At 45.6% G+C, this 21391-nt stretch carries 24 protein-coding genes; 14 read left to right on the top strand and 10 right to left on the bottom strand.

Features of this window, described 5'->3' with window-relative positions; all coding sequences use genetic code 11:
- The first annotated feature begins 162 nt into the window (after positions 1-162).
- The 9 genes from PVA46_RS03120 to PVA46_RS03160 all read left to right on the top strand — a co-directional run bounded on the left by PVA46_RS03120 (position 163) and on the right by PVA46_RS03160 (position 9271).
- Positions 163-1728, top strand: coding sequence for an acyl CoA:acetate/3-ketoacid CoA transferase (locus tag PVA46_RS03120; RefSeq protein ID WP_167695303.1), 1566 nt, complete (start codon positions 163-165; stop codon positions 1726-1728).
- Between the two features lie 36 nt (positions 1729-1764).
- The gene (locus tag PVA46_RS03125; protein WP_167695304.1) at positions 1765-3120 is read left to right on the top strand and encodes a GntP family permease; all 1356 of its coding nucleotides are present in this window, start codon (positions 1765-1767) and stop codon (positions 3118-3120) included.
- A gap of 81 nt (positions 3121-3201) precedes the next feature.
- Complete coding sequence (locus PVA46_RS03130; protein WP_167695305.1) at positions 3202-3609, top strand: MaoC family dehydratase; 408 nt, start codon at positions 3202-3204, stop codon at positions 3607-3609.
- An 18-nt stretch (positions 3610-3627) separates the two neighbouring features.
- Positions 3628-4773 carry an acyl-CoA dehydrogenase gene (locus PVA46_RS03135; RefSeq protein WP_167695306.1) on the top strand — a complete coding sequence of 382 codons (1146 nt, stop codon included), beginning with the start codon at positions 3628-3630 and terminating at the stop codon, positions 4771-4773.
- Positions 4774-4791: 18 nt separating this feature from the next.
- Positions 4792-5577: an electron transfer flavoprotein subunit beta/FixA family protein gene (locus tag PVA46_RS03140; RefSeq protein ID WP_167695307.1), complete on the top strand. Its 786-nt coding sequence runs from the start codon at positions 4792-4794 to the stop codon at positions 5575-5577.
- Positions 5578-5588: 11 nt separating this feature from the next.
- Positions 5589-6590, top strand: coding sequence for an electron transfer flavoprotein subunit alpha/FixB family protein (locus PVA46_RS03145; protein ID WP_167695308.1), 1002 nt, complete (start codon positions 5589-5591; stop codon positions 6588-6590).
- A 64-nt stretch (positions 6591-6654) separates the two neighbouring features.
- On the top strand, positions 6655-7287 hold the full coding sequence (locus PVA46_RS03150) for a hypothetical protein (RefSeq protein ID WP_167695309.1): 633 nt from the start codon (positions 6655-6657) through the stop codon (positions 7285-7287).
- Between the two features lie 53 nt (positions 7288-7340).
- Complete coding sequence (locus tag PVA46_RS03155; RefSeq protein ID WP_167695310.1) at positions 7341-8789, top strand: hypothetical protein; 1449 nt, start codon at positions 7341-7343, stop codon at positions 8787-8789.
- Positions 8789-9271 (top strand): hypothetical protein, encoded by a 483-nt coding sequence (locus PVA46_RS03160; RefSeq protein WP_167695311.1) that lies wholly within the window; start codon positions 8789-8791, stop codon positions 9269-9271. The genes PVA46_RS03155 and PVA46_RS03160 overlap by 1 nt, the downstream gene beginning before the upstream one ends.
- A 73-nt stretch (positions 9272-9344) precedes the next feature.
- Here the strand turns inward: PVA46_RS03160 and PVA46_RS03165 are convergent, their stop codons facing one another.
- Positions 9345-12485 (bottom strand): efflux RND transporter permease subunit, encoded by a 3141-nt coding sequence (locus tag PVA46_RS03165; protein WP_167695312.1) that lies wholly within the window; start codon positions 12483-12485, stop codon positions 9345-9347.
- Positions 12486-12494: 9 nt separating this feature from the next.
- Positions 12495-13562 (bottom strand): efflux RND transporter periplasmic adaptor subunit, encoded by a 1068-nt coding sequence (locus PVA46_RS03170; protein ID WP_167695313.1) that lies wholly within the window; start codon positions 13560-13562, stop codon positions 12495-12497.
- Between the two features lie 171 nt (positions 13563-13733).
- On the opposite strand from PVA46_RS03170, the gene cysS reads away from it, so the two are divergent.
- From cysS to PVA46_RS03195, 5 genes are all read left to right on the top strand, one after another.
- Positions 13734-15179: a cysteine--tRNA ligase gene (cysS, locus tag PVA46_RS03175; protein ID WP_246226699.1), complete on the top strand. Its 1446-nt coding sequence runs from the start codon at positions 13734-13736 to the stop codon at positions 15177-15179.
- A 7-nt stretch (positions 15180-15186) separates the two neighbouring features.
- Positions 15187-16470, top strand: coding sequence for a serine hydroxymethyltransferase (locus PVA46_RS03180; protein ID WP_274360334.1), 1284 nt, complete (start codon positions 15187-15189; stop codon positions 16468-16470).
- 66 nt (positions 16471-16536) lie between these two features.
- A complete protein-coding gene (locus PVA46_RS03185; protein ID WP_167695314.1) occupies positions 16537-17052 on the top strand; it encodes a ferritin in 516 nt (171 codons plus the stop codon).
- A gap of 41 nt (positions 17053-17093) precedes the next feature.
- Positions 17094-17252 carry a rubredoxin gene (rd, locus tag PVA46_RS03190; RefSeq protein ID WP_167695315.1) on the top strand — a complete coding sequence of 53 codons (159 nt, stop codon included), beginning with the start codon at positions 17094-17096 and terminating at the stop codon, positions 17250-17252.
- A 149-nt stretch (positions 17253-17401) separates the two neighbouring features.
- Positions 17402-18082 carry a JAB domain-containing protein gene (locus PVA46_RS03195; protein WP_167695316.1) on the top strand — a complete coding sequence of 227 codons (681 nt, stop codon included), beginning with the start codon at positions 17402-17404 and terminating at the stop codon, positions 18080-18082.
- Between the two features lie 15 nt (positions 18083-18097).
- Here the strand turns inward: PVA46_RS03195 and PVA46_RS03200 are convergent, their stop codons facing one another.
- Genes PVA46_RS03200 through rpsP form a run of 8 tightly spaced genes read right to left on the bottom strand, consistent with a single transcriptional unit; the run spans position 18098 to position 21385 of the window.
- Positions 18098-18655 (bottom strand): LIM domain-containing protein, encoded by a 558-nt coding sequence (locus tag PVA46_RS03200; RefSeq protein WP_167695317.1) that lies wholly within the window; start codon positions 18653-18655, stop codon positions 18098-18100.
- Positions 18606-18800, bottom strand: coding sequence for a hypothetical protein (locus tag PVA46_RS03205; RefSeq protein ID WP_167695318.1), 195 nt, complete (start codon positions 18798-18800; stop codon positions 18606-18608). Before PVA46_RS03205 ends, PVA46_RS03200 begins: the two co-directional genes overlap by 50 nt.
- Complete coding sequence (locus tag PVA46_RS03210; RefSeq protein WP_167695319.1) at positions 18797-19177, bottom strand: YraN family protein; 381 nt, start codon at positions 19175-19177, stop codon at positions 18797-18799. The genes PVA46_RS03205 and PVA46_RS03210 overlap by 4 nt, the downstream gene beginning before the upstream one ends.
- Positions 19178-19236: 59 nt before the next feature.
- Positions 19237-19614 carry a 50S ribosomal protein L19 gene (gene rplS, locus PVA46_RS03215; RefSeq protein WP_212603842.1) on the bottom strand — a complete coding sequence of 126 codons (378 nt, stop codon included), beginning with the start codon at positions 19612-19614 and terminating at the stop codon, positions 19237-19239.
- Between the two features lie 55 nt (positions 19615-19669).
- Positions 19670-20383, bottom strand: a complete 714-nt coding sequence (trmD, locus tag PVA46_RS03220) for a tRNA (guanosine(37)-N1)-methyltransferase TrmD (protein ID WP_167695321.1) — start codon at positions 20381-20383, stop codon at positions 19670-19672.
- Positions 20380-20898 (bottom strand): ribosome maturation factor RimM, encoded by a 519-nt coding sequence (gene rimM, locus PVA46_RS03225; RefSeq protein ID WP_167695322.1) that lies wholly within the window; start codon positions 20896-20898, stop codon positions 20380-20382. Before rimM ends, trmD begins: the two co-directional genes overlap by 4 nt.
- Positions 20891-21124, bottom strand: a complete 234-nt coding sequence (locus tag PVA46_RS03230; RefSeq protein ID WP_167695323.1) for a KH domain-containing protein — start codon at positions 21122-21124, stop codon at positions 20891-20893. The genes rimM and PVA46_RS03230 overlap by 8 nt, the downstream gene beginning before the upstream one ends.
- A gap of 18 nt (positions 21125-21142) precedes the next feature.
- On the bottom strand, positions 21143-21385 hold the full coding sequence (gene rpsP, locus PVA46_RS03235) for a 30S ribosomal protein S16 (protein ID WP_167695324.1): 243 nt from the start codon (positions 21383-21385) through the stop codon (positions 21143-21145).
- Positions 21386-21391: the final 6 nt, after the last annotated feature.

Below are 21391 nucleotides of genomic sequence, written 5' to 3' on the forward strand. Positions count from 1 at the left end.
GTAAATTGTCAACATGCCAATAGAATAAATTCTGAAACCTAGCGATGTCTTATCATAATTTAATAAAATAACTCTTAAATTTTCCAAAAATGCTCTATGCACACTTAGATAAATGTGCTACAATAAGATTACTAGATTAGCAGTAAAGGAGTGGGGAGTATCATGCAACGGGTGCAATTTGTTTCGGCAAAAGAGGCTATCGCCTTAATTCAAAACAATGACATAGTAACTACGGGTGGATTTATCGGTACAGCAGTACCAGAAGAGTTAATGGTAGTATTAAAAGAGCGCTATTTCGCTAGTCAAAGCCCACAAAACCTTACAATTATTTTCGCTGCCGGCCAAGGCGATGGCAAAGAGCGTGGTATCAATCACCTTGCACAAGAAGGCTTGGTAAAACGTATGGTGGCGGGTCATTGGGGATTAACGCCTAAGATGGGCAAGCTTGCGATGGATAATAAAATCGAGGCTTACAACTTTCCTCAAGGCGTCATCGCCCAAGCCATGCGCGCACTTGGGGCGGGCATGCCGGGTATCCTCGCGCGCACGGGAATCGGCACCTATATTGACCCGCGCAACGCTGGCGGTAAGGTTAATAGCAAAACTACCGAAGATTTAGTCAAACTCATTACGATAGATAATGAAGAATTTCTCTGGTTCACGCTTCCCAAGCCCACCTTCGCCCTGTTGCGCGGTACTTGCGCCGATAAACATGGCAATATCAGCATGAAACACGAGGCACTCACCACCGAAATGCTCGCGCAGGCCATCGCCACCCGTAATAATGGTGGGACGATCGTGGTGCAGGTGGAAGAGGTGCTAGAGGATACTTATATAAACCCACACGATGTCGTGATTCCTGGATCGTTTGTCGATTACGTGGTGCAATCTTCCGACAAGAGCATGCATATGCAGACCTTCGGCACACAATTTAATGAGGCCTTTGTCATGGAAGAGCCTCAAGATATGGCGAGCGATTCTGTCGATGCCTTACCGTTAGATGAGCGAAAAATTATCGCTAGACGCAGTGCTTTAACACTAGACAAGCATAAAGTGATGCTCAATTATGGCATTGGCATGCCCGAAGGAATCCCTCAGGTGCTTCGCGAAGAAGGGCTTATTGATGCCTTTATCCCTACCGTAGAGCCGGGAATTGTGGGGGGAACACCTGCTGGCGGGCTTGATTTTGGTGCATCGGTCTATCCATGGGCAATCATCGATCAACCCTATATGTTTGACTTTTACGACGGTGGCGGACTGGATCATGCCTTTTTAGGGCTAGCCCAGTGTGATCAGTTTGGTAATATTAACGTCTCGCGCTTTGGCCCTAAGTTTGCAGGCTGTGGAGGCTTTATTAATATCACGCAAAACGCCAAAGAGGTAGTCTTTTGTGGCACGTTTACGGCAGGCGGCTTAAAAATTGCGGTTGATAATGGCAAACTTAACATTCTTGAAGAGGGTAAACATAAGAAATTTGTACAACATGTCGAGCAAATTACCTTCTCGGGGAAAGAGGCGGTAAAGGCGAAAAAGCCTGTAACCTATATTACCGAGCGTGCGGTTTTTATGCTTAATGAGCAAGGGTTTATGCTCACCGAGATTGCTCCAGGGGTCGACTTACAGCGTGATATTCTCGATCAGATGGAGTTTGTCCCGTTGATTAGCGAGAATTTGCGCGAGATGGACGCCAGAATTTTTGTAGAACAAGTGATGAACTTGTCCTTTTAATTAGCATCATAATTGTAACTAGGGAGATGGGTGAAGATGGAAGTGATGGCATTGTTGATTGCACTAGGTATTTTGGTGATACTCTCTTTTAGTGGTATTTCCATGTTGATTGTTGCGCCGTTTACGGTGGCAGTCTTAGCGTTGTTGTCTGGAGATATGCCTATTTTAACGGCATTGACAGGTCCTTTTATGACCTCGACAATGAACTATGTGCGCGATTTCTTTTTGATCTTCTTGGGTGGCGCGCTCTTTGGCAAGATTATGGGTCAAACTGGTGCGGCTCGAAGTTTAGCGCTCTTTATTGCGCAAAAATTGGGTAAAGAACGTGCGATGTTAGCAGTGGTTTTGGCTACGGCGGTGCTTACTTACGGTGGAGTCTCGTTATTTGTGGCGGTTTTTGCGATCTTTCCTTTGGCGAAAGCGCTCTTTGCAGAGGCTGATATCCCTAAACGATTGATTCCTGGGGCGATTGCATTAGGTGCATTTACCTTTACCATGACGGCGCTCCCAGGGACTCCGCAGAGCATTAACGCCTTGCCCACAAACATTTTAGGCACCACGATTTTTGCCGCACCTATTTTGGGGACAATCGGGGCAATCATTATCTTTGGGGTGGGCATGCTCTGGTTGAACATGCGCGTAAGGCAAGCAAAAAAGCTTGGCGAGGGCTATGGGGAGACGATAGAGAATTTGGCGGTGAATCCTAATGAGAAGAGCATGTCGGTGGTGTTAGCAATTTTACCCTTAGTGACGATTTTCTTGGTGAATTTAGCGTTGACTTTTCTCTTTAAACAAGCGAGCGTTGTTGCTTACTTTGCCCCTTTTGGTGGAGTCAATAATACTTGGTCGCTGATTTTAGCCTTATTGGTGGGAATTTTATTGAGCTTATTTTTATATCGTAAAGAGATTGGTGGACGAAGTGCGCTGTTGCACTTGGTCAATCAAGGGGCGGAGAGTTCGCTTTCGCCTATCTTTAACACGGCACTGATTATTGGATTTGGTGGAGTGGTGCGTCAGACAGCAGCCTTTGCGCTCTTTCGTGATGCAGTGATGGGCTTGGCGATTCCCGGTTTATACAAAGTAGCGATCGCTAGCAGTGCGATTGCAGGTATTACCGGATCTTCTTCGGGCGGTGCGGGGATCGCATTGGAGGCCTTGGGATCGGAATTTTTGGCGATGGGTATCGATCCGCAAGCAATCCATCGTGTCATGCTGGTCTCCGCTGGTGGCTTGGATAGTCTACCTCATTGTGGAGCGGTGGTAACCCTTTTGGCTGTCTGTGGGGTCAGTTCGCGCAAGGGCTACTTGGACGTGGGAGTAACCACTGTAGTGGGGCCGGTTTTAGCCTCGCTGACCATGATTATCGTGTATAATACATTTGGTATTGTTTAATTTTTCTTAGCTTGAGGACTCTCCTTGCGCTAAGAAAATGTGGCAAGACTGCGTGTGTATATATAGTATTGGAGGTTGAAAATGAAATTTTCAGAACTAGAAGTAGGCATGAAGGCGTCGTTGAGTCGTACGGTAACCGAGGCTGATGTAGCGATGTTTGCAGGTTTGAGCATGGATTTTAATCCCGCGCACATGAACGAAGAGGCGGCAAAATCGGGGGTCTTTAAACAGCGTGTGGCGCACGGAATGCTCTCTGCGGGCTTTATCTCGGCGATTTTGGGCACTAAGCTTCCGGGTGAGGGCAGTATCTATATGGGACAAACCCTGCAATTTACTGCGCCAGTCTTTTTAGGCGACACGGTAACGGCAACGTGTGAGATTACCCAGCTGATTCCAGAAAAACACCGCGTCATTTTATCAACTACTTGTACCAAGCAAGATGGTACGGAAGTGATTAAGGGCGAGGCAACCATTTTAAAGCGCGATTAAAAAAGGGAGTAAAAGAGTATGGATTTTAATTTAAGTGCAACGCATTTGTTGTTTCAACAGATGGTGCGAGACTTTGCGAATAATGAGGTAAAACCTCTTGCGCATGCTATCGATGAGGAGGAGCGCTTCCCTATCGAAACGGTAGAGAAGATGCGATCTTGTGGATTTTTTGGCATTAACGTGCCTACTCAGTATGGCGGTGCTGGTGGTGATCAGCTCTTGTATACCATCGCGGTGGAAGAATTGGCAAAGGTTTGTGGTACTACTTCGATTATGTTGTCGGCACATACGAGTTTAGGGATGGCGCCGATTTTAGAGTTTGGTACCGAGGAGCAAAAGAAGCAGTATCTTCCTAAAATGTGTACGGGTGAGTGGCTTGGAGCTTTTGGTTTGACCGAGGCCGGCGCAGGTACCGATGCGGCGGGTCAGCAGACGGTAGCGGTGTTTGATGAGAAGAGCAATGAATGGGTGCTTAATGGATCTAAGTTATTTATTACCAATGCTGGTCAGGCACATATCTATATTATTTTTGCAATGACCGATAAGAGTAAGGGAACGAAGGGTATTACCGCCTTTATTGTCGAGGCGGATCGCGCAGGATTTTCGGTAGGTCCTAAAGAGAAGAAGATGGGTATCCGCGGAAGTGCGACGGCTGAGTTGATCTTACAAAACGTGCGTATTCCTGCTGGTAATCTTTTGGGCAAAGAGGGGATGGGCTTTAAAGTTGCCATGATGACCCTCGATGGCGGGCGTATCGGAGTGGCTGCGCAGGCGGTTGGGTTGGCTGCAGGTGCGCTTGAGTCTACTGTGGAGTATGTTAAGGGGCGCAAGCAGTTCGGGCGTTCGATTGCACAGTTCCAAAATACACAGTTTCAATTGGCCGACATGTATACTAAGGTGGAGGCTGCCCAACTTTTGCTCTATCGTGCTAGCATGAAAAAGCAAGCCAAAGCCCCTTATAGCACTGATGCGGCGATGGCTAAACTCTTTGGGTCGGAGGTTGCTATGGAGGTAACCACGAAGGCGGTGCAACTGTATGGTGGCTATGGTTATTCGCGCGAGTATCCTGTGGAGCGTATGATGCGTGATGCCAAGATTACAGAAATTTACGAAGGAACCTCTGAGGTTCAGCGCATGGTTATTGCTGGCGCGGTGTTGCGTTAAAGAGAGGAGAGATTGAGAATGAATATTACTGTATTGGTTAAGCAGGTGCCCAACACTGCCGAGATTCGCATTGATCCTGTAAAGAATACGTTGATTCGAGACGGTGTGCCGAGCATTATTAATCCTGACGATAAGGCTGGATTGGAAGAGGCGTTACGCCTAAAAGAGCAATTTGGTGCAACTGTTACGGTGCTTAGCATGGGGCCACCACAGGCAGAGATTGCTCTGCGCGAGGCGATGGCGATGGGTGCAGATCGGGCGATTTTAGTGAGCGATCGTAAATTTGGTGGCGCAGATACCCTTGCTACCAGTACGACATTAGTTGCCGCCTTAAAGCAATTGTCTAGCGATTTGATTATTGCAGGCCGTCAAGCGATTGATGGGGATACCGCGCAAGTAGGGCCTCAGGTGGCTGAGATGCTCGATTTGCCTCAAGTATCGTATGTAAAAAAGCTTCAATTTGATGGCAAAAAGACGCTTAAAATTGAGCGGGCAATTGAGGATGGACACTATCTGCTAGAGGTGGATCTGCCTTGTCTTATCACCGTGCTTACCGAGGCCAATAAACCGCGCTATATGCATGTGAATCACTTAGTAGAGGTCTTTAAGAAAGAGGTAGAGATTTGGGATTTTGCCAAAATTCAACCAGATGAGAGCCAAATTGGTCTCGCTGGATCGCCTACTAAGGTGAAGAAGTCTTATACCAAGGGTGTCAAGCAATCGGGTAAAATCGTACAGCCTGCTAATGCAGAAGAGGCGGCTGATCTTATTGTGGAGAAGCTCAAAGAGCTCTTCATTATTTAAAGGAGGCTAACATGAATATTGCAGAATATAAAGGTGTGATGGTTTTTGCCGAACAGCGCGATGGGGTTTTAGAGAGCGTTGGTTTAGAGCTCATTGGTGAGGCGAGTCGTTTGGCTGCGCATTTAAAAGAGAGTGTAACGGCGGTTTTGGTGGGATCCAACATTAAAAGCTTGGCTACGGAGTTGGCAAGCTATGGTGCTGATCGCGTAATTATTGTTGATGATGCGGTGCTATCTCATTACGATACCGAAGCTTATACCCAAGCTGTAACCGCGGTGGTCAATAAGTACAAACCTGAAATCTTTTTGGTGGGCGCTACGACATTGGGGCGTGATTTGGCTCCGCGGCTATCGGGTCGCTTACGCACTGGTCTTACTGCTGACTGTACCGAGCTCTCGATTGATGAGGCAACGCGCGAGTTGTGGTCGACACGCCCAACCTTTGGTGGTAACTTATTGGCGACGATTGTCTGCCCCGACCATCGTCCACAAATGTCGAGTGTGCGCCCCGGCGTGATGGCTAAATTGGCTAAAGATACCAGCCGTAAAGCCGATGTCATTGAGGAACAGATCACCTTTGATAAGAGTAAATTTAAGGTGCGTTTCATCGACAAGGTGGTGGATAAATCTAAAAAGATCGACATTACCGAAGCCAAGGTGTTGGTAGCAGGTGGTCGCGGTGTCGGTAAGGAAGGTATGCCTCTCTTAATCAATCTTGCACAGTCGCTTCATGGCGAGCTTGCTGGTACGCGCGCCCTTGTTGAAGAGGGAATGGTTGAGAGTTCGCGTCAAGTAGGGCAGACGGGCAAGACCGTTAAACCCGACCTCTATATTGCAGCTGGCATCTCTGGTGCAATTCAACACGTTATTGGTATGGAGAATTCTGAGCTTACCATCGCTATCAACACCGATAAGGAAGCCCCGATTTTTCAAGTTGCCGATTTGGGTGTTGTTGCCAATTTCCATGAGGTTGCTCCTGTTCTCATTAAAAAGTTAGGAGAAATTCAAGCGTAAAATAGGAGAGATACTCCAAAATGAACTTGCACTTTATTCCATTTTGGAGTATCATAAAGATGTTATGAGAGAAGAAAGTTATCCTACTTTATATGCCAAAGCCTTTATCTGTCCGCTGTGTGGTGTTTATTCCGAACAACAGTGGCAAATTCTCTACACCAAGAATAGCGCTAGGATCTCTCTCTCAACCTGTCAAAAGTGCCAGGCTACGATGCTCTGGCACAATCATGAAATCATTGAGCCACCTATCGAGATGACCCTACCTCTTCATTATCTTACTCCTGAGAGTTTAAAGCCTGCGTATCTCCAGGCAATGATGGCGCTCAAATACGACGTCTCCTTGAGTTATGGCTACATACAACAGGCGATTTATCAACTCTTCTGTTACATGAACGGTCGTGCCTCTGTGATGCTTGAGGATGTGGTGCGCTGGCAGGAGGTGGAGCTAGGCTCGTGGGAGCTCTGGCAAGAGGTGCGCAGCTACTATATTTTTGAGGATAAGCGTAATGATAGCATGCAAATTACTTTACAGCATCCGCCCACGCGCGAGGAGGTGGAGCGCGGATTTCGTCTCTTCAATCGTATTGTAGAAGAGTGTCTAGCTACTCCGCGCCACATGGCGTATTATTTCTCTCGAGAAGCTGACGAGCAATCACGACAGAAGCGTATCGATCCTGACTTTTTCTCAAGAGATTAATGAGGCAATAATCTTAGATTTTTTAGCAACAAGCAGATAGAGGAGTAGGTGGAGTGGACAATTTTGATAAAATAGAGCTTGATTCATATGGTCAATGGTTAAATATTCGTGAGAGTTTAGCACAAATTGCACAACAGCAACATCAGGATGAACCCAATAAAGAGATTTTACAATCGGTACTGCAAGAGCTTCATTTGGTACGCGAGCGGTTGGATCAACTTCAAGAACAGACGGATACGGCTGTTCCATTGCCGACTTCTGCTTCTAGCAACTCATTATTGTCGCACTTTGATCTTCCCAATACTGGGGAACCTTGTGAGGAGTTTAATCCGCTTGCGCAGGGCTTAATACAGGTAGAAGTTCCGACAGAGGCGATGGATGCCTCTTCGCCTGAGAGTTTAGTGGTGAATGACGATTTGCGCGAGCTTTTGGCGTCGATTCAGCAAGTACCTCTCTTGCCTAGCGAACCCGAAGCGATTCAAGCCTTTTTAGAACGCGAAGTCGTGGTAATTAATAAAAAGGAGATAGCTGTTGCTTCGGATCTCTTCCTTTTTGACGAGACTGCGCCATCCCTTGCTATCGTACCAACAGAGGATTCTGTAGAGATTATTGTGCCTGATGAGGAGAATCTCGCGCCTCTGAGTACCGTTGAGCAATTCATTGAGCCTGCTTCGGATGAAACAATGAATCTATCTTTTATTAAGAAAGATCTAGAGAGTGATGAGGTAGAGTTAGCACCCTTGGAGTTAGACGCGTTGAAAGGGGATAGGCTCAATTTGCTAGAAGATACAGGGGTTGTGGAGAAAAAAAAGCTCCATAATGATGCGCTACTCGATTATGACTCTTTTGATATGGATGATGATTTTATCGATCAAAGTATGGAGGAATCGCTCTCTTCTGCAGTGTTAGAGGAGCTGGAAATTGCCGAAGCCGAGAAGAGTTTTTTTGAGGATGAGGATGATCTTATTGAAATAGAGGAGAGTGATTCGTATATCGTGCAAGATGGCGAGCAAGAATTTTTGTTGCTTGCACCATCAGAAGAAGAGATCTCTCCCTCAGAGGAAGATCCGTATGATTTTTCGCAAAGAGATCTCATTGAAAAGAAGAAATCACCCGATACTATGAGTAGAGTTCTTGAAAATTTTAATGTACAAGAGTTGGATTTTCAACAAGTGCGAGACATTGTCTTGGCTATTAAGGATGAGCCAGTGGAGTATATGGAGTTGCATCATGAGCTTCAGCACGAAGAGCATGCGTCCTTGGATAAAGCAGAATCTTTTTGCTTATTAGATGAGTGGTTGAATAAAATAGATGAAGACGAGGAGAATGAAGAGATGGCATATGAACTTAGTTCAGATTTAAAGGGAGAGATGCGCGCCATGTTGGCGTACTTTGATGATTTTCTTAAGGATCTGCCAGAGGATAAGGTGGTTGAATTTGCCGAAAGTCCGGCGTTTAAGCTTTATAAAAAGCTCTACAAAGAGTTGGGGGTTAAAAGATAATGGGGTTGTTAGCTAGAGCCGAATCGGTTATTGCAGAGCGCCGAAGACGGGAGTATCAACCCATTATGATGAGCGCAGATAGTACGGCGCATGTTACAGAAAATAAATTACAGAAGTATGTCGAACAGATGGAAGATGCCGATCGTCGTGTCTACGTATTGGAGCTAAACACGGAGACGTTGCTTGATGAGTTGACCAAACAATCTGATGATCCTGTGCAAGAGAGTGAAATTCTCCAGCAGTGGAGCGATATGCTTTATGAATTATTAGGTAAAGATAGCTTTGTTTTACATGTGGAGAAGAATCAATATGTCATTATCCACAGCTCTGATGATAGTATGATTAAGAGCTTTTTGGTCTCTGGTATTGTGCGTTTTGCCTCTGATGTCTTTGGGGTCGAGGCCGAGGAGAGCTGGTTTGTTCCCAGTTTCTACTCGATGAATGCCAGTGCTATGGAGCGTTTTGCTGTTTGGATTCAATAATCATTTTTTATGTTGATAACAAAAAGTAGATGTCTTTACATCTACTTTTTTATTCTCTCTTTGTAATCTTTATTTAGTAATTTTGCACGTTTCTCTCTTTACTAAATAGGAAGAGGGTAACGGGAATGACAAATAATGTGAAGAAGGTCGATAAGAGCAGTCCGCCACTCACCGCGACACCTAGCGATTGAATGACGTTTGCTCCATCACCGATAGCGATAGCCAGTGGAAGCATTGCTAAGAGGGTGGTAACCGTGGTGCTGAGGATGGCTGGAAAACGGAGCATACAAGCATGGATGATGGCCTCTTTTTTTGATCTGCTTTGGGTATCATGGATATAAAAATCGACAATTAAGAGTGAGTTATTGATGGCAATTCCTCCCAGTAAAATCATACCAAGCATAGAGTTAATCGATATACTAAGGTTGGTTGCATCGAGGGAAAAGATAGCGCCGATGATACCTAAGGGGATAGCAAGTAGGATTATAAGGGAGAGTTTAAAGGAGTTGAATTGAATGGTCAGTACGAGAAATACGAGGAGGACACTAATCACGAGGGCGACAGCTAAGGAGCGAATGGCATCATTGGTGATGGCTCTGGCATCGAGCATGCGATAGGAGTAACCCGCATCGAAGGTGATATGTTCTTTGATAAGATCTTCAAGTTCCCGTTCATAGCGTACCAGATCGGCAGGTAGCGTATTTTTGGGCGTGCGTCCACGTATTTCGGTGAGGGTAATTTGATCGGTGATGGAAATCATGCTAAGCCCTTGATCCTCCTCGATGGTAAAAAAGTGGCTCACAGGAAGTGCCATATTGTTGTAAGGAATCAAAATATTACCGACATCTTCTTTACTAGAGAGGGCAGGAAAACGAAAGAGCGGACGCATCTCCTGTCCATCATCTAGGAGGAAGGTTACTGGTCTACTCCCATTAAGATAGGTGGTAATCAGCGAGGTGAGGCGCGCTTTGGTGTATTCAGGGAGATCGATAAAGACTTCGTCTCTGGCACGAAAGATAAGCTCGCTGGTGGGGGTAGTGCTAGGAATGCTGAAAATACTCGTATAGGCACGGGTGCCTTCTGCATTTTGTACACGTAAGGTAAGGTCAACGATTTGCTCTAAATAGTGAAAAATCTTCTCCTGTGAGGCTCCGCTAACGGCTACTTGTACGGCAAAAGTATCTGGCAGAGGCATGGCCGCGGGGTTATATTGGGATACGACAAATGTCCACGTATTATCAGAGATAAGATGACTTTGGAGAATTTCTAAAGCTTCTTCGGCATGCTTGGCACTGGTAAATCCGAGAGAGAGTGTGCCTTGGTTCGTGCCAGATGTTTTAAGCAGGCGGGTGCTTAAATGCTTTCCGATGAGATCCATGATTTGATCTTCGATGGGCTCGACCTCGAGGATAAAGTCGTTGATATTATCGACATCGCTGTGTGTTAATTTAATATTGAGATTGGCACTGTTAGGCTCCTCCATAATAAGGAAAGGGATTTGCCCTGTGGTAACGATAAGCAAAGAGAGAGCAAAGAGCACCACAGAGCTACTTAGTAGGATGATGCCACGTAATTTAGAGCCTAAAAAGAAGCTAAGTCCGCCTTTATAGAGCTTGAGAAGAAATCCCATGACCGCGTGGGAAAGACGTAACATCCAACTATCGGGTTGGGGTTCTCTCTCTTGTGGGATGTTTTTTGCATTTTTGGAGGGTCGAAAAAAGTAGTAGGCTAAGAGTGGCAAGACGGTGAAGGAGACAAAGACACTCGTGATGAGGGTGAAGATAATGGCAAGCGCAAGGTCGCCAAGGATAGCCGCGGCGAGGGGAGAGGTGTATCTAAGGGGAAGGAAGACAGCAATGGTGGTGAGTGCGCTCATAAAGACGGGTTGGGCAACTTCGGCGGTGGCTTTGGTGATGACTTCTTTGATGGGCAAGGGGTTGGGGAGCCTTGCATTTTCGAGACGATGACGATGGATATTCTCCATCACAACGATGGCAGCATCGAGCGACATACCTACCGCTAAGGCTAATCCAGATAAAGAGATAAGATTAATCGAAATATCAAAGTTATATAAAAAAATGAAGGCATAGATGATAGAGATAGGAATCGCCGAGACGACGATAAAGGTGTTGCGAAAGACACCAAGAAAGAGGAGGGTTACGATCATCGCGAGAATAGCGCCGATGATAGCGGAGTTGAGCACATTATTGATGGCGACATCGATGAATTGGGCGGGGTTGAGCAAGACATCGGCCTCTACGGTTTGGGAGAAGAGTGGCATCTTTTCGTTGATGATGGCGAGAACTTTTTCCGCCATCACTTTGACACTCTCTCCTTGTTTGGGGGTAACGTTGATGACGATAGCAGGCTCGCCATCGACACGATAGACATTACGCGGAAGATCATAAAAGACTTTGACCTCGGCAACATTCCCAAGAAGGATCGTCTGCTTGCCCACGGTACCTACTGGAATCTTTTCCAGATCGAAAATATTACTAATTGAGCTTAAACTACGCACAGTAAAGCTCTTACGTCCATCTTGAAAGTTACCCATGCTCACGGTGCGATACTCACTGCTAACGCGATTTAAAATACTGTCTACCGTAAACCCATAGCTAAGAAGCGTGTCTGGATGGAAGGTTACCTCGGCTTTGAGTTGCTGGATGGGACTAATGTCGAGGATATCGACCTCGGAGAGGTTATTGATGTCATCTTCAAAGAGGGTAAGTGCCTCCATGTAGATCTCTTCATTGGTGAGCATGGAGCTGTAGAGGGCTATCGAGAGTTCTCCTGAGGCACCGCCGTCACTACGCGCACCAAAGAGAGGCTTGTTGAAGGAATTGGGAAGAATGGATGTGAGTTGACTGACAAAACTTTGTGTCGCCAGCTCTGCCTCTGCAATGCTCATGCGCCAAGGGAATTCGAGGTTAATGGCGATAAAACCGCCACGTCCGGTGAAGTAGGTAACAGAGCTTGATTCTAGATCGGCAATAGCAAGAATGGCCGATTGGATTTTTGCATTATAGTCATTATACATGTCTTCGGCAGCTACGCCGGTGGCAGAGACTTGTACGAAAAAGGCAGGTTTTTGGGTACGTGGATAAAAGCTGACGGGGGTTTGTCCAATGAAGATAATGCCTGCAACCAGCAAGAGCGCGAGAATGAGAAACCCTGCCCGCCGATTATTAATAAGAAGTTCAATAAAGCGCTTCATGATGTCTCCTTAATTGCGGGGTAGGGTTGGCGATGGGTTATTACCTTGTTGTTGGTTGTTTTGGGTTTGATTATTGCCTTGTTGTTGGGTATTCTCTGGCTGTTGATTAGGCCGAGATACGCGTACGGTATCACCTGACTGTGGGATACGTCCAGGAAGCTCGCGAATGATCTCTTCGCCCGCCTCAATCCCGGTGAGGATGACTACATAGTCGCCAAAAGCCTCGCCGAGCTCTACTTGCCGATAAGAGACGATATTATTTTCGTCGACTTGCAAGACGTGGCTTCGCCCATAGCGTACCAGAATCGCTGATTGACGGACTGCAATACTGTGGGTGCGATTGGTGCGTAGTTCGACGCGTTCAAATTTACCAAAGAAGAGATCGGGGGCGTAATCGAAGGTAACCTCGATGGTAAAGAGACCAGTTTGATAATTGGGGATAATGGGTAGGTAGGTGATAGTGCCTTGGCTTTGGGTAATAATTTGACGTTGTTGGCGGATAATCTCGCGCATGCTCTCTTTAAATTGTGGATCTTCAGAGCGCCGAATCCGCTCTTGGGTCGCCTCGATGAGGGCATTGGCGCTCTCGATGCGCCCCGGTAAGTAGACGCTGTCGCCAAGGGAGAGTTGGTGGAAATCTTTCTCGCTAATTGCTAGTCTAATTTTAATCTTATCGGTTTTAGCAAGGGTAATCACCGAGGTGTTTGCTTGCACGCGCTCCCCAACATTGAGGTCGATATGCACCACCATACCACTGTTTTGGGCATAGATGGGCGTGGGTAGGTAATTTTGCGCCACCACGGTCTGTTGCACGGTGTAGAGCAGTTGCCCTGTGCGTACATAATCACCAGGGCGAACATGCATAGCACGGATAACTCCACTAACCAACGATGGCTGGGGATACGTCTGTATCGGTTCAAATCGCCCGCCATAGAGGCTACGATTGAAGAGTTCACGTACTTGCAGTCTCTCGATTTGCATGGCCGATTGTCGACCACCTCCCATCATCTGGGCATGGATTGAGCTCAAATAGATAGCATGCAACGTGATAATGATCAAAAAGAGTCTCTTGTGCAATGGCGCATCCTCCGTTAGCGAGGGATCTTCTCCCTTACTCGTTCTTATTTTAGATTAGAATATAGTCTAAGAATGTGAAGAAATTATGAATTCTCCTAAAAAACTGCTACACAATCCCTCGTAAAAAGGCTTGTTCAATTGTCGATTTTTGATTATACTGTTAGAGAGAGTTTGCACGCAAGTAACCGTATCGGGGGAACCATGAAGGGATCACTTTATATTTATAATACATTAAGCCGAGAAAAAGAGCTTTTTAAACCGATTCATGCAGATAAGGTTTCGCTCTACTGCTGTGGTCCTACCGTGTACAATTACGCGCATATTGGCAATTTGCGTACCTATCTTTTTGAGGATATTCTAAGGCGCACGCTAGAGTTACTCGATTATGAGGTCATGCATGTGGTCAATATTACCGATGTGGGGCATTTGAGTGGTGATGGCGATGAGGGTGAGGATAAGGTGCTTCAGAGTGCGCGTGCTAAGGGCATGGGGGTGCATGAAATTGCTGAATTTTTTACGCAAGCTTTTTTACAAGATTGTGCGTTGCTCAACATTAAGCCTGCGCATCACTACCCGCGAGCAACTGCGTATATTGCCTCGATGATTACGTTTATCGAAATTTTAGAGCAAAAAGGCTTTACCTATCAAGCGGGGGGAAATCTTTATTTTGATTCCAGTAAAGATCCCGAGTACGGTGCGTTGCGCGGTTATCGCGAGGTGGTAGATGCCCATGCGCGGGTGGTTCAAGCTGATGCGAAGCGATCGAGTGGCGATTTTGTCCTATGGTTTACCCAAAGTAAGTTCCCTGATCAGGCGATGGTGTGGCCTAGTCCGTGGGGGGTGGGCTATCCGGGGTGGCACTTAGAGTGCAGTGTCTTGAGTCATGAGTATTTAGGTGTGCATTTTGATATTCACTGCGGTGGTGTTGATCATATCGCTACCCATCACACCAATGAGATGGCGCAAAATTTTGGTCATTGTGGATCCGTAGGCGCCAATTATTGGGTGCATGGTGAGTTTCTCTTGATGGGCAACGCGCAAAAGATGAGTAAATCCTCAGGGGAATTCTATACATTGAATAGACTCGAAGAGCTCGGGATTGATCCCTTAGCCTATCGTTACTTTCTCTTGCAGACGCACTATCGCAAGCAGTTGACCTTCAGCCTTGAGGCGCTCAAGGGCGCGCAACAGGCGCTTCATCGTCTACGCGCGCGCATCAGAGAGCTTGCGCATGTTGAACCGACTCATTCGGATGCAACCCAAACATGGTTGTCGCGCGCTTGGGAAGCACTACTTGATGACTTGGGCACACCTGAACTTTTGTCGATTTTATGGCAAGTCATGAAGAGCGAAACGTTGAACAATGGGGAAAAGTTGAAGATTGCTCTCGAACTGGAGAAGATTCTTGCTTTAGATCTTTTTTCCGTGGCGGAAACCGTTAGCCCGCAAGTGGATGAGGATTTACTTAAATTTATCGAACAAAAAATAAAGGAACGTGCTATTGCCCGAGAAAAACGTGATTTTGTGTCTGCAGATAGGGTGCGCGATGAACTTTTGGCGATGGATATCATATTAGTAGATGAGCCCTCGGGAACGACGTGGCACGTAAAGGAGTAAAATAGTGATAAAGGATGAGATGGTCGAGGCAATTATTGAGCAAGAGGCGTTACGTCAAGAGGAGAATTTGGAGCTGATTGCCAGCGAAAATATTGTTAGTCCGAATGTTTTATCGGCGGTTGGATCGATTTTGACCAACAAGTATGCCGAAGGCTATGTCAACGCGCGTTACTATGGTGGGTGTGAGGTGGTCGACAAGGTAGAACAGCTGGCTATCGATCGAGCAAAAGAACTTTTCGGGGCGGTGTATGCCAATGTGCAACCGCATTCGGGTTCGCAGGCGAATATGGCCGTTTATATGGCGACGCTCAACCCCTATGATACGATTTTGGGGATGGATTTGAGCGCGGGTGGGCATCTTACCCATGGGGCGCCGGTTAGTTTTTCGGGTCAATTATATAGGGCGGTTGGTTATGGCGTGCATCCAGAGAGTGAGCGCATCGATTATGATGAGGTCATGCGCCTTGCCAAAGAGCATCGCCCCAAAATGATTGTTGCCGGAGCTTCGGCCTATGCGCGTTTTATCGATTTTGCGCAATTCGCTGCTATCGCAAAGGAGGTGGGCGCGTATTTAATGGTGGATATGGCGCATATTGCGGGTATGGTGGCGACAGGCGATCACCCTTCGCCTATGGAGCATGCCGATTTTATCACATCGACAACGCATAAAACTTTGCGTGGACCACGTGGTGGGCTTATCTTGATGGGGAAAGATCGAGAAAATGATCGAGGCATTGTGATGGCAAAGAGCGGACGCACCAAGCTCTTTAGCGAGTTGGTTGATAGCGCCATCTTTCCTGCTAGTCAAGGCGGCCCGTTGATGCATGTGATTGCTGGTAAGGCGGTGGCTTTTGGTGAGGCGCTTCGCCCAAGCTTTAAAAACTACCAACAACAAGTGATAAAAAATGCCAAGGTCTTAGCGACATCCCTACAAGATCTTGGGTTAAGAATTGTGAGCGGTGGTACGGATAATCACTTAGTTCTTGTCGATTTACGCCCACTGAAAGTCTCGGGTAATGTCGCGGAAAAACTTCTCGATCGGGTGGGCATCACCTGCAACAAAAATGCCATCCCCTTCGACCCAGCCCCTGCACGGGAGACATCGGGTATCCGTCTTGGCACGCCGGTTCTCACCACCCGTGGCATGAAAGAACCGCAAATGCAAGAGTTAGCTACGCTCATCGTAGATACCCTAAAAGCCATTGATAATGACGCCATGTTACAGGATATTAAACTACGAAGTCGGGCACTAAGCGCGCAATTTCCGATTAGTGGGAGTCAATTTAGGTAGAATTTTTCCAAAAGTATTGCAATTTGTGTAAAATTTTGCTAAAATAAAACAAAGGAGTTTTCAATTATGAAAATGAAAGAAGAAATTTTAATCGCTTTTAATCAAGCACTACATGGTGAGCTGCAGACCGCTTATGACTACGAGGCAATGGCATTGTGGTTACGCTATAATAGTCTGGATGGAATGGCACAGTGGGTGCAGTTGCAGGTAGAGGAAGAGCGAGCACACGCACAGAAAATGCGCGAGTATTTGGAAATTCGCGGAGCGAAGGTTGCGTTGTCCGCGATTGCTCAACCACGTAGCGAATTTAGCTCGGCGCTAGAGGTCTTTGAAGAGGTTTATAAGGCCGAAGGGCGTGTGGCGAAAGTTATTTTGTCGTTGCGTGAACTTGCCCTTAAGCATCAGGACGAGGGTGCAGCTATCTTCCTAAATTGGTATGTTACTGAACAAGAGGAAGAGGAGATGAGTTTGCAGACGATCTTGGACAAATTTGCCTTAGCTGGCATCAATCACGAGACCAAGAGTGGCGCTGCTATTTATTTGTTGGATAAAGAGTTAGGGAGTAGACCTAATTTTAGTTAAAAATAAATCTATGCTAGATTTTCTAGTATGAAGGAGTTGTAATGGACAAGTATATTTGTGAGCCATGTGGATATATCTATGATCCCGCTGAAGGGGATCCAGATAGCGGAATCGCCCCAGGCACTGCGTTTGAGGATATTCCAGAAGACTGGTACTGCCCAGTTTGTGGCGTATCGAAAGCTGAATTTAGAAAGCTTTAGTCTAAAAAATGAGCAATATCGCAATGTCGGTATTGCTCTCACTTTTTTATGGGCGCTTGTCAGAGCTGTCATTGTATGCTATAATGCAACCTCAGAAGTAGATCAAAGAGACATAAGGTGAGTGAACATCTCTCCTAGAGTAGGGGACTGTGGAATTTTTTTCAATAATGAAAGATCCTAAGTGGATGACTAATATAGAGTTAGTGCGTGTGATGTTAGGTCAAAATGATTCAAGCAAAGAGCTTCTTTCTCATGAGCTTTGCGATGCGATCGTTCATTATTTAGAGCTTCGAGCAAGAGATGCTCCGGTTACTCATGAGGAATCTAAACTACTCGATTTAGGTTTAAGCCAAGCTCATTTAGAGTATTTACAGGTGTCACAGGAATTTTTTCGTAGATTATTATATCCAGCAAAAACGGTTATTCGCAATGCTGGAGATTTGCATCGAATGATGCATCATCACGGTGAGCGAACTGAAGAGAACTTATTTCTCATTTCATTAAACGCTGGTCAAGAAGTTTTAGCTAAACATTTTATCGCCCGCGGATCATTAACACGAGTAGAGATGCATCCTCGCGAAATTTTTAAGTTAGCGGTAACAGATAACGCTGTCAGTATTGTTTTGATGCATAATCATCCTAGCGGTAGTGTTCATCCCTCTGAGGGTGATATTACTTCTACGGAGAGATTATGGCGAGCTGGGATAATTATCGGAATTCCTTTATACGATCATATTATTTTTACAGAGGATAGGTATTACTCTCTTCAAGAAAAAGGGCATATGGATACATTTGAGAAAAAAAGGATAAAAAAAGGGCGAAAAAAATGAATATAGAATGTAAGATTAGGAGGGATCGCTCTTTTTTTCGATAGAGATGAGCATTTCTGGGGTGATGGCAAATTTTCTACGCCATAAGGGTTCTGACGGTAAATCTTCTTCTGTGAAATCAAGATAGCGAATAATTTCAAAAGGCGCTTTTTTCTCTGGAGATTGCGCGACAACAGCAAACTTACCACCACCAATATAAGCGATTTTTTCATTGGGTTGAATAGGATTGTTCTCTTCTAACCAGCGAATTACACAGAGAAAGTGAGCTGGATGAGAATCTTTTCCGAACTTAATAGCCGTTGCTTCTTTTCCAATTATCTTTTGGCAGAGGGGGCAAGGATCTTGAAGATCTTGTTTTTGTGGAATATTATTTTTAGGATAATCGCGTCTTTTGAAGGTGGGTTTTTTTTGAATACGTTGAATGCCACGATCAGCAGGAGGAAGCAACTCTTTTTTTTGCTGTGATGACTGGTTACGCCCACGCCTTCCACCATGTTTAGCAGTAGGATGTTGCGAATTCTGTCTAGAGTTGTTTCTTTTTCTTGGTTGTGGGGACTGATTCATCGTCGACAAGTTCTACTCCATTCCATTCTAAAAGTCCACCGGTAAGGATGGTTGCAATCCCGAGGATGGCGACTTCTAGGTAGCTTTCTTGATAGATTTTTTTCTTGAGTTCCTGAATTTTTTGTGGGTCGGATGGTTTTGCGATACGAATCATAGGGGAGTTCCGTCTCCTTCAAAAGCGTTTGTTATGTAATTCAACTGCTTGGACCTCCACGCTAAAAATAGAATATCGTATCGAATTTGATGGTTATCAAACTCAGGATGTTCTAGCAAATAGATGAGGGATGTTTGAATAATACGTTTTCGCTTTGTTTTAGAGATGGAAAATTCTAGATCGGTAAAATCATATTTTTTCCAGCTTTTTACCTCGACAAAGGCAAGAGTATTTTCGTTATCCTCTCCTATAATATCGACCTCTCCATACTCACTCTTGAAGTTTCTTTTTAAGATTTTTACTCCTAAATTTTCTAAAAATTGAGTGGCGAGATCCTCTCCGGCATAGCCTCGTTGTTTGCTGATATTTGATGCCATGATAGACTCACGCAAACACTGTCCTCGCGAGGGTTTGGACAGTGTTTATATCGCAAAAACTACGACTTTTTGGTACTTTTCTTCGTGATGAGTTGGCGTACCTTGGTGGCTTTACCGACACGATCGCGTAGATAGTAAAGTTTTGCACGGCGAATACGACCAGCCTGTACGAGTTCTACACGCTCTAAGCGAGGGCTGTGTAGAGGAAAAACCTTTTCCACGCCGATATTAAAAGAGAGTTTGCGCACGGTGAAGCTACGGCGAAGTCCGCCATTGTTTTTGGCGATGACAGTGCCCTCAAAAATCTGTACGCGCTCGTTTTTCCCTTCAACAATTTTGAAGTGTACCCGTACCGTATCTCCAATGCTAAAGCCTTCAGCATTCTCTTTCATTTGTGCCGATTCAACATGTTTAATCAGATCCACAATTTCCTCCATTAGGTTTTCATACGCCCAATACGTGCTTAGCGGAATAAACCTTGGATGGGTTTATTCATGAGTCATCGTCTCGTGGTATATCGTCTTGATTATGGTTACTATTATGCATTAAATCGGGACGATTGGCAAGGGTTTTTTCGATTTTTTTTGCAAATTTCCACTTTTTTATTTCAACATGGTGTCCGCTGAGGAGAACGCTGGGAACGGGGAGTCCTTCAAAGATCTCGGGGCGGGTGTAGAGGGGGTACTCGAGGAGGTTATCTTCGAAGCTCTCTTCGGTGAGGCTCTCGGATTTGATGACGCCGGGAACTTGACGCATGATGGCATCGAGCATGACGAGGGAGCTTAGTTCACCGTTGGAGAGGACGTAGTCGCCAATGCTTAGCTCTTCGTCGACAAAGCAGTCAATAATACGCTGATCGATACCCTCATAACGTCCAGCGATGAAGATGATATGCTCTTTTTGCGCAAGTTCTTTGGCTTTTTGATGGGTAAAGACTTTGCCACTTGGTGTGGCATAAATTACATAGCTAGAAGGAGTTATACAGTAGCGCAAAGCAGAGGCTAGCGGTTGTGGCGTCATGACCATGCCTGCACCACCACCATAGGGGATATCGTCAACTTTTTTGTGTTTGTCCTCGGTGAAGTCGCGTATATTGAGATTTTCTATATCAATTAATTGCTTGCGATGCACCGCAATATGTGCGATCGAATTTTTAAAATATGCGTCGATAAATTCAGGAAAGAGCGAGAGGATAGAGAATTTCACTCTAGCAGATCTCCCCGTAGTAAAACGACCGCTTTTTTGGTAAAATTAGGCATATCAAAATACTCCTTAATAAAAGGAAAATAGCGCAATTCGCCCGATTGCATGCGTACCTCAACAACGGTATGTGCTGCCTCAAAGTAGCTAACGCATTGACCAATCACATTACCCTCATAGATAATTTCCAATCCAATAAGATCGCTTAGATAAAATTCATCGCGTGCTAAGGTGCTGGCAAGCGATCTTGGTGCGTAGAGTTCTCCGCCTTTGAGCGCCTCTTTTACCATTTCTGGATTATCATAACCAGCAAGAAAGAGAATGAGGCTATCTCCTTTAATTTCGACGCGTTCAATATGAATGGTAAATTTCTCTTGCGCACGAAGAAAAAGAAGTGGTTTCCCGATCAGTTTACGCAGAGCTTTAACATCTTCAGAATACGATAAAAACTTCACCCCCCCCTTGAGTGCAAAGGGGGCGTGGAGTTTACCAATAGCCAAGTACGCGTCTTTATTAATCAAGGATTTCTAAAGAGACGCGACGACCTGTGCGACTGGCACTTGCAGACAATAAAGCACGAATAGCCTTTGCAATACGGCCGTGCTTACCAATAACTTTTCCCAGATCGCTTTCGGCGACCCGTAGCTCTAAAATAGTCGATTTCTCTCCCTCGATAACATGAATATCGATCTGATCAGGGTATTCCACGAGAGACTCAACGATATGCTTTACTAACTCTTTTTCCACAATGATCCTTCCTCACTTTTAGTTTAAAGCAATTTTATACTTTCTAAAGAGATCGCGCACCGTGTCGGTAGCTTGAGCTCCATTTTTGATCCAATACTGCACGCGTTCCTGATCAACTTTGAATTGATCGCTCTCTACGGGACGATAAAATCCAAGCTCTTCAAGCGTCTTGCCATCGCGAGGTTTGCGAGAGTCCACCGCAACGATTCTGTAATAAGGGCGCTTGGGAGCCCCAAATTTCTTTAAGCGAATTTTTACCACAACTTT

Origin of the sequence: Entomospira culicis (assembly GCF_028748145.1) — a bacterium.
Classification (GTDB): Bacteria; Spirochaetota; Spirochaetia; order WRBN01; family WRBN01; genus Entomospira; species Entomospira culicis.

What these genes read in the sequence shown, in the direction of transcription:
- PVA46_RS03130 (WP_167695305.1), top strand. Translation starts at nt 3,202, where the DNA reads ATGAAATTTTCAGAACTAGAAGTAGGCATGAAGGCGTCGTTGAGTCGT.
- PVA46_RS03135 (WP_167695306.1), top strand. Translation starts at nt 3,628, where the DNA reads ATGGATTTTAATTTAAGTGCAACGCATTTGTTGTTTCAACAGATGGTG.
- rd (WP_167695315.1), top strand. Translation starts at nt 17,094, where the DNA reads ATGGACAAGTATATTTGTGAGCCATGTGGATATATCTATGATCCCGCT.
- PVA46_RS03160 (WP_167695311.1), top strand. Translation starts at nt 8,789, where the DNA reads ATGGGGTTGTTAGCTAGAGCCGAATCGGTTATTGCAGAGCGCCGAAGA.
- PVA46_RS03120 (WP_167695303.1), top strand. Translation starts at nt 163, where the DNA reads ATGCAACGGGTGCAATTTGTTTCGGCAAAAGAGGCTATCGCCTTAATT.
- PVA46_RS03210 (WP_167695319.1), bottom strand. Translation starts at nt 19,177, where the DNA reads ATGGCATCAAATATCAGCAAACAACGAGGCTATGCCGGAGAGGATCTC.
- PVA46_RS03205 (WP_167695318.1), bottom strand. Translation starts at nt 18,800, where the DNA reads ATGATTCGTATCGCAAAACCATCCGACCCACAAAAAATTCAGGAACTC.
- PVA46_RS03165 (WP_167695312.1), bottom strand. Translation starts at nt 12,485, where the DNA reads ATGAAGCGCTTTATTGAACTTCTTATTAATAATCGGCGGGCAGGGTTT.
- PVA46_RS03150 (WP_167695309.1), top strand. Translation starts at nt 6,655, where the DNA reads ATGAGAGAAGAAAGTTATCCTACTTTATATGCCAAAGCCTTTATCTGT.
- PVA46_RS03125 (WP_167695304.1), top strand. Translation starts at nt 1,765, where the DNA reads ATGGAAGTGATGGCATTGTTGATTGCACTAGGTATTTTGGTGATACTC.
- PVA46_RS03185 (WP_167695314.1), top strand. Translation starts at nt 16,537, where the DNA reads ATGAAAATGAAAGAAGAAATTTTAATCGCTTTTAATCAAGCACTACAT.
- PVA46_RS03140 (WP_167695307.1), top strand. Translation starts at nt 4,792, where the DNA reads ATGAATATTACTGTATTGGTTAAGCAGGTGCCCAACACTGCCGAGATT.
- PVA46_RS03145 (WP_167695308.1), top strand. Translation starts at nt 5,589, where the DNA reads ATGAATATTGCAGAATATAAAGGTGTGATGGTTTTTGCCGAACAGCGC.
- rplS (WP_212603842.1), bottom strand. Translation starts at nt 19,614, where the DNA reads ATGGAGGAAATTGTGGATCTGATTAAACATGTTGAATCGGCACAAATG.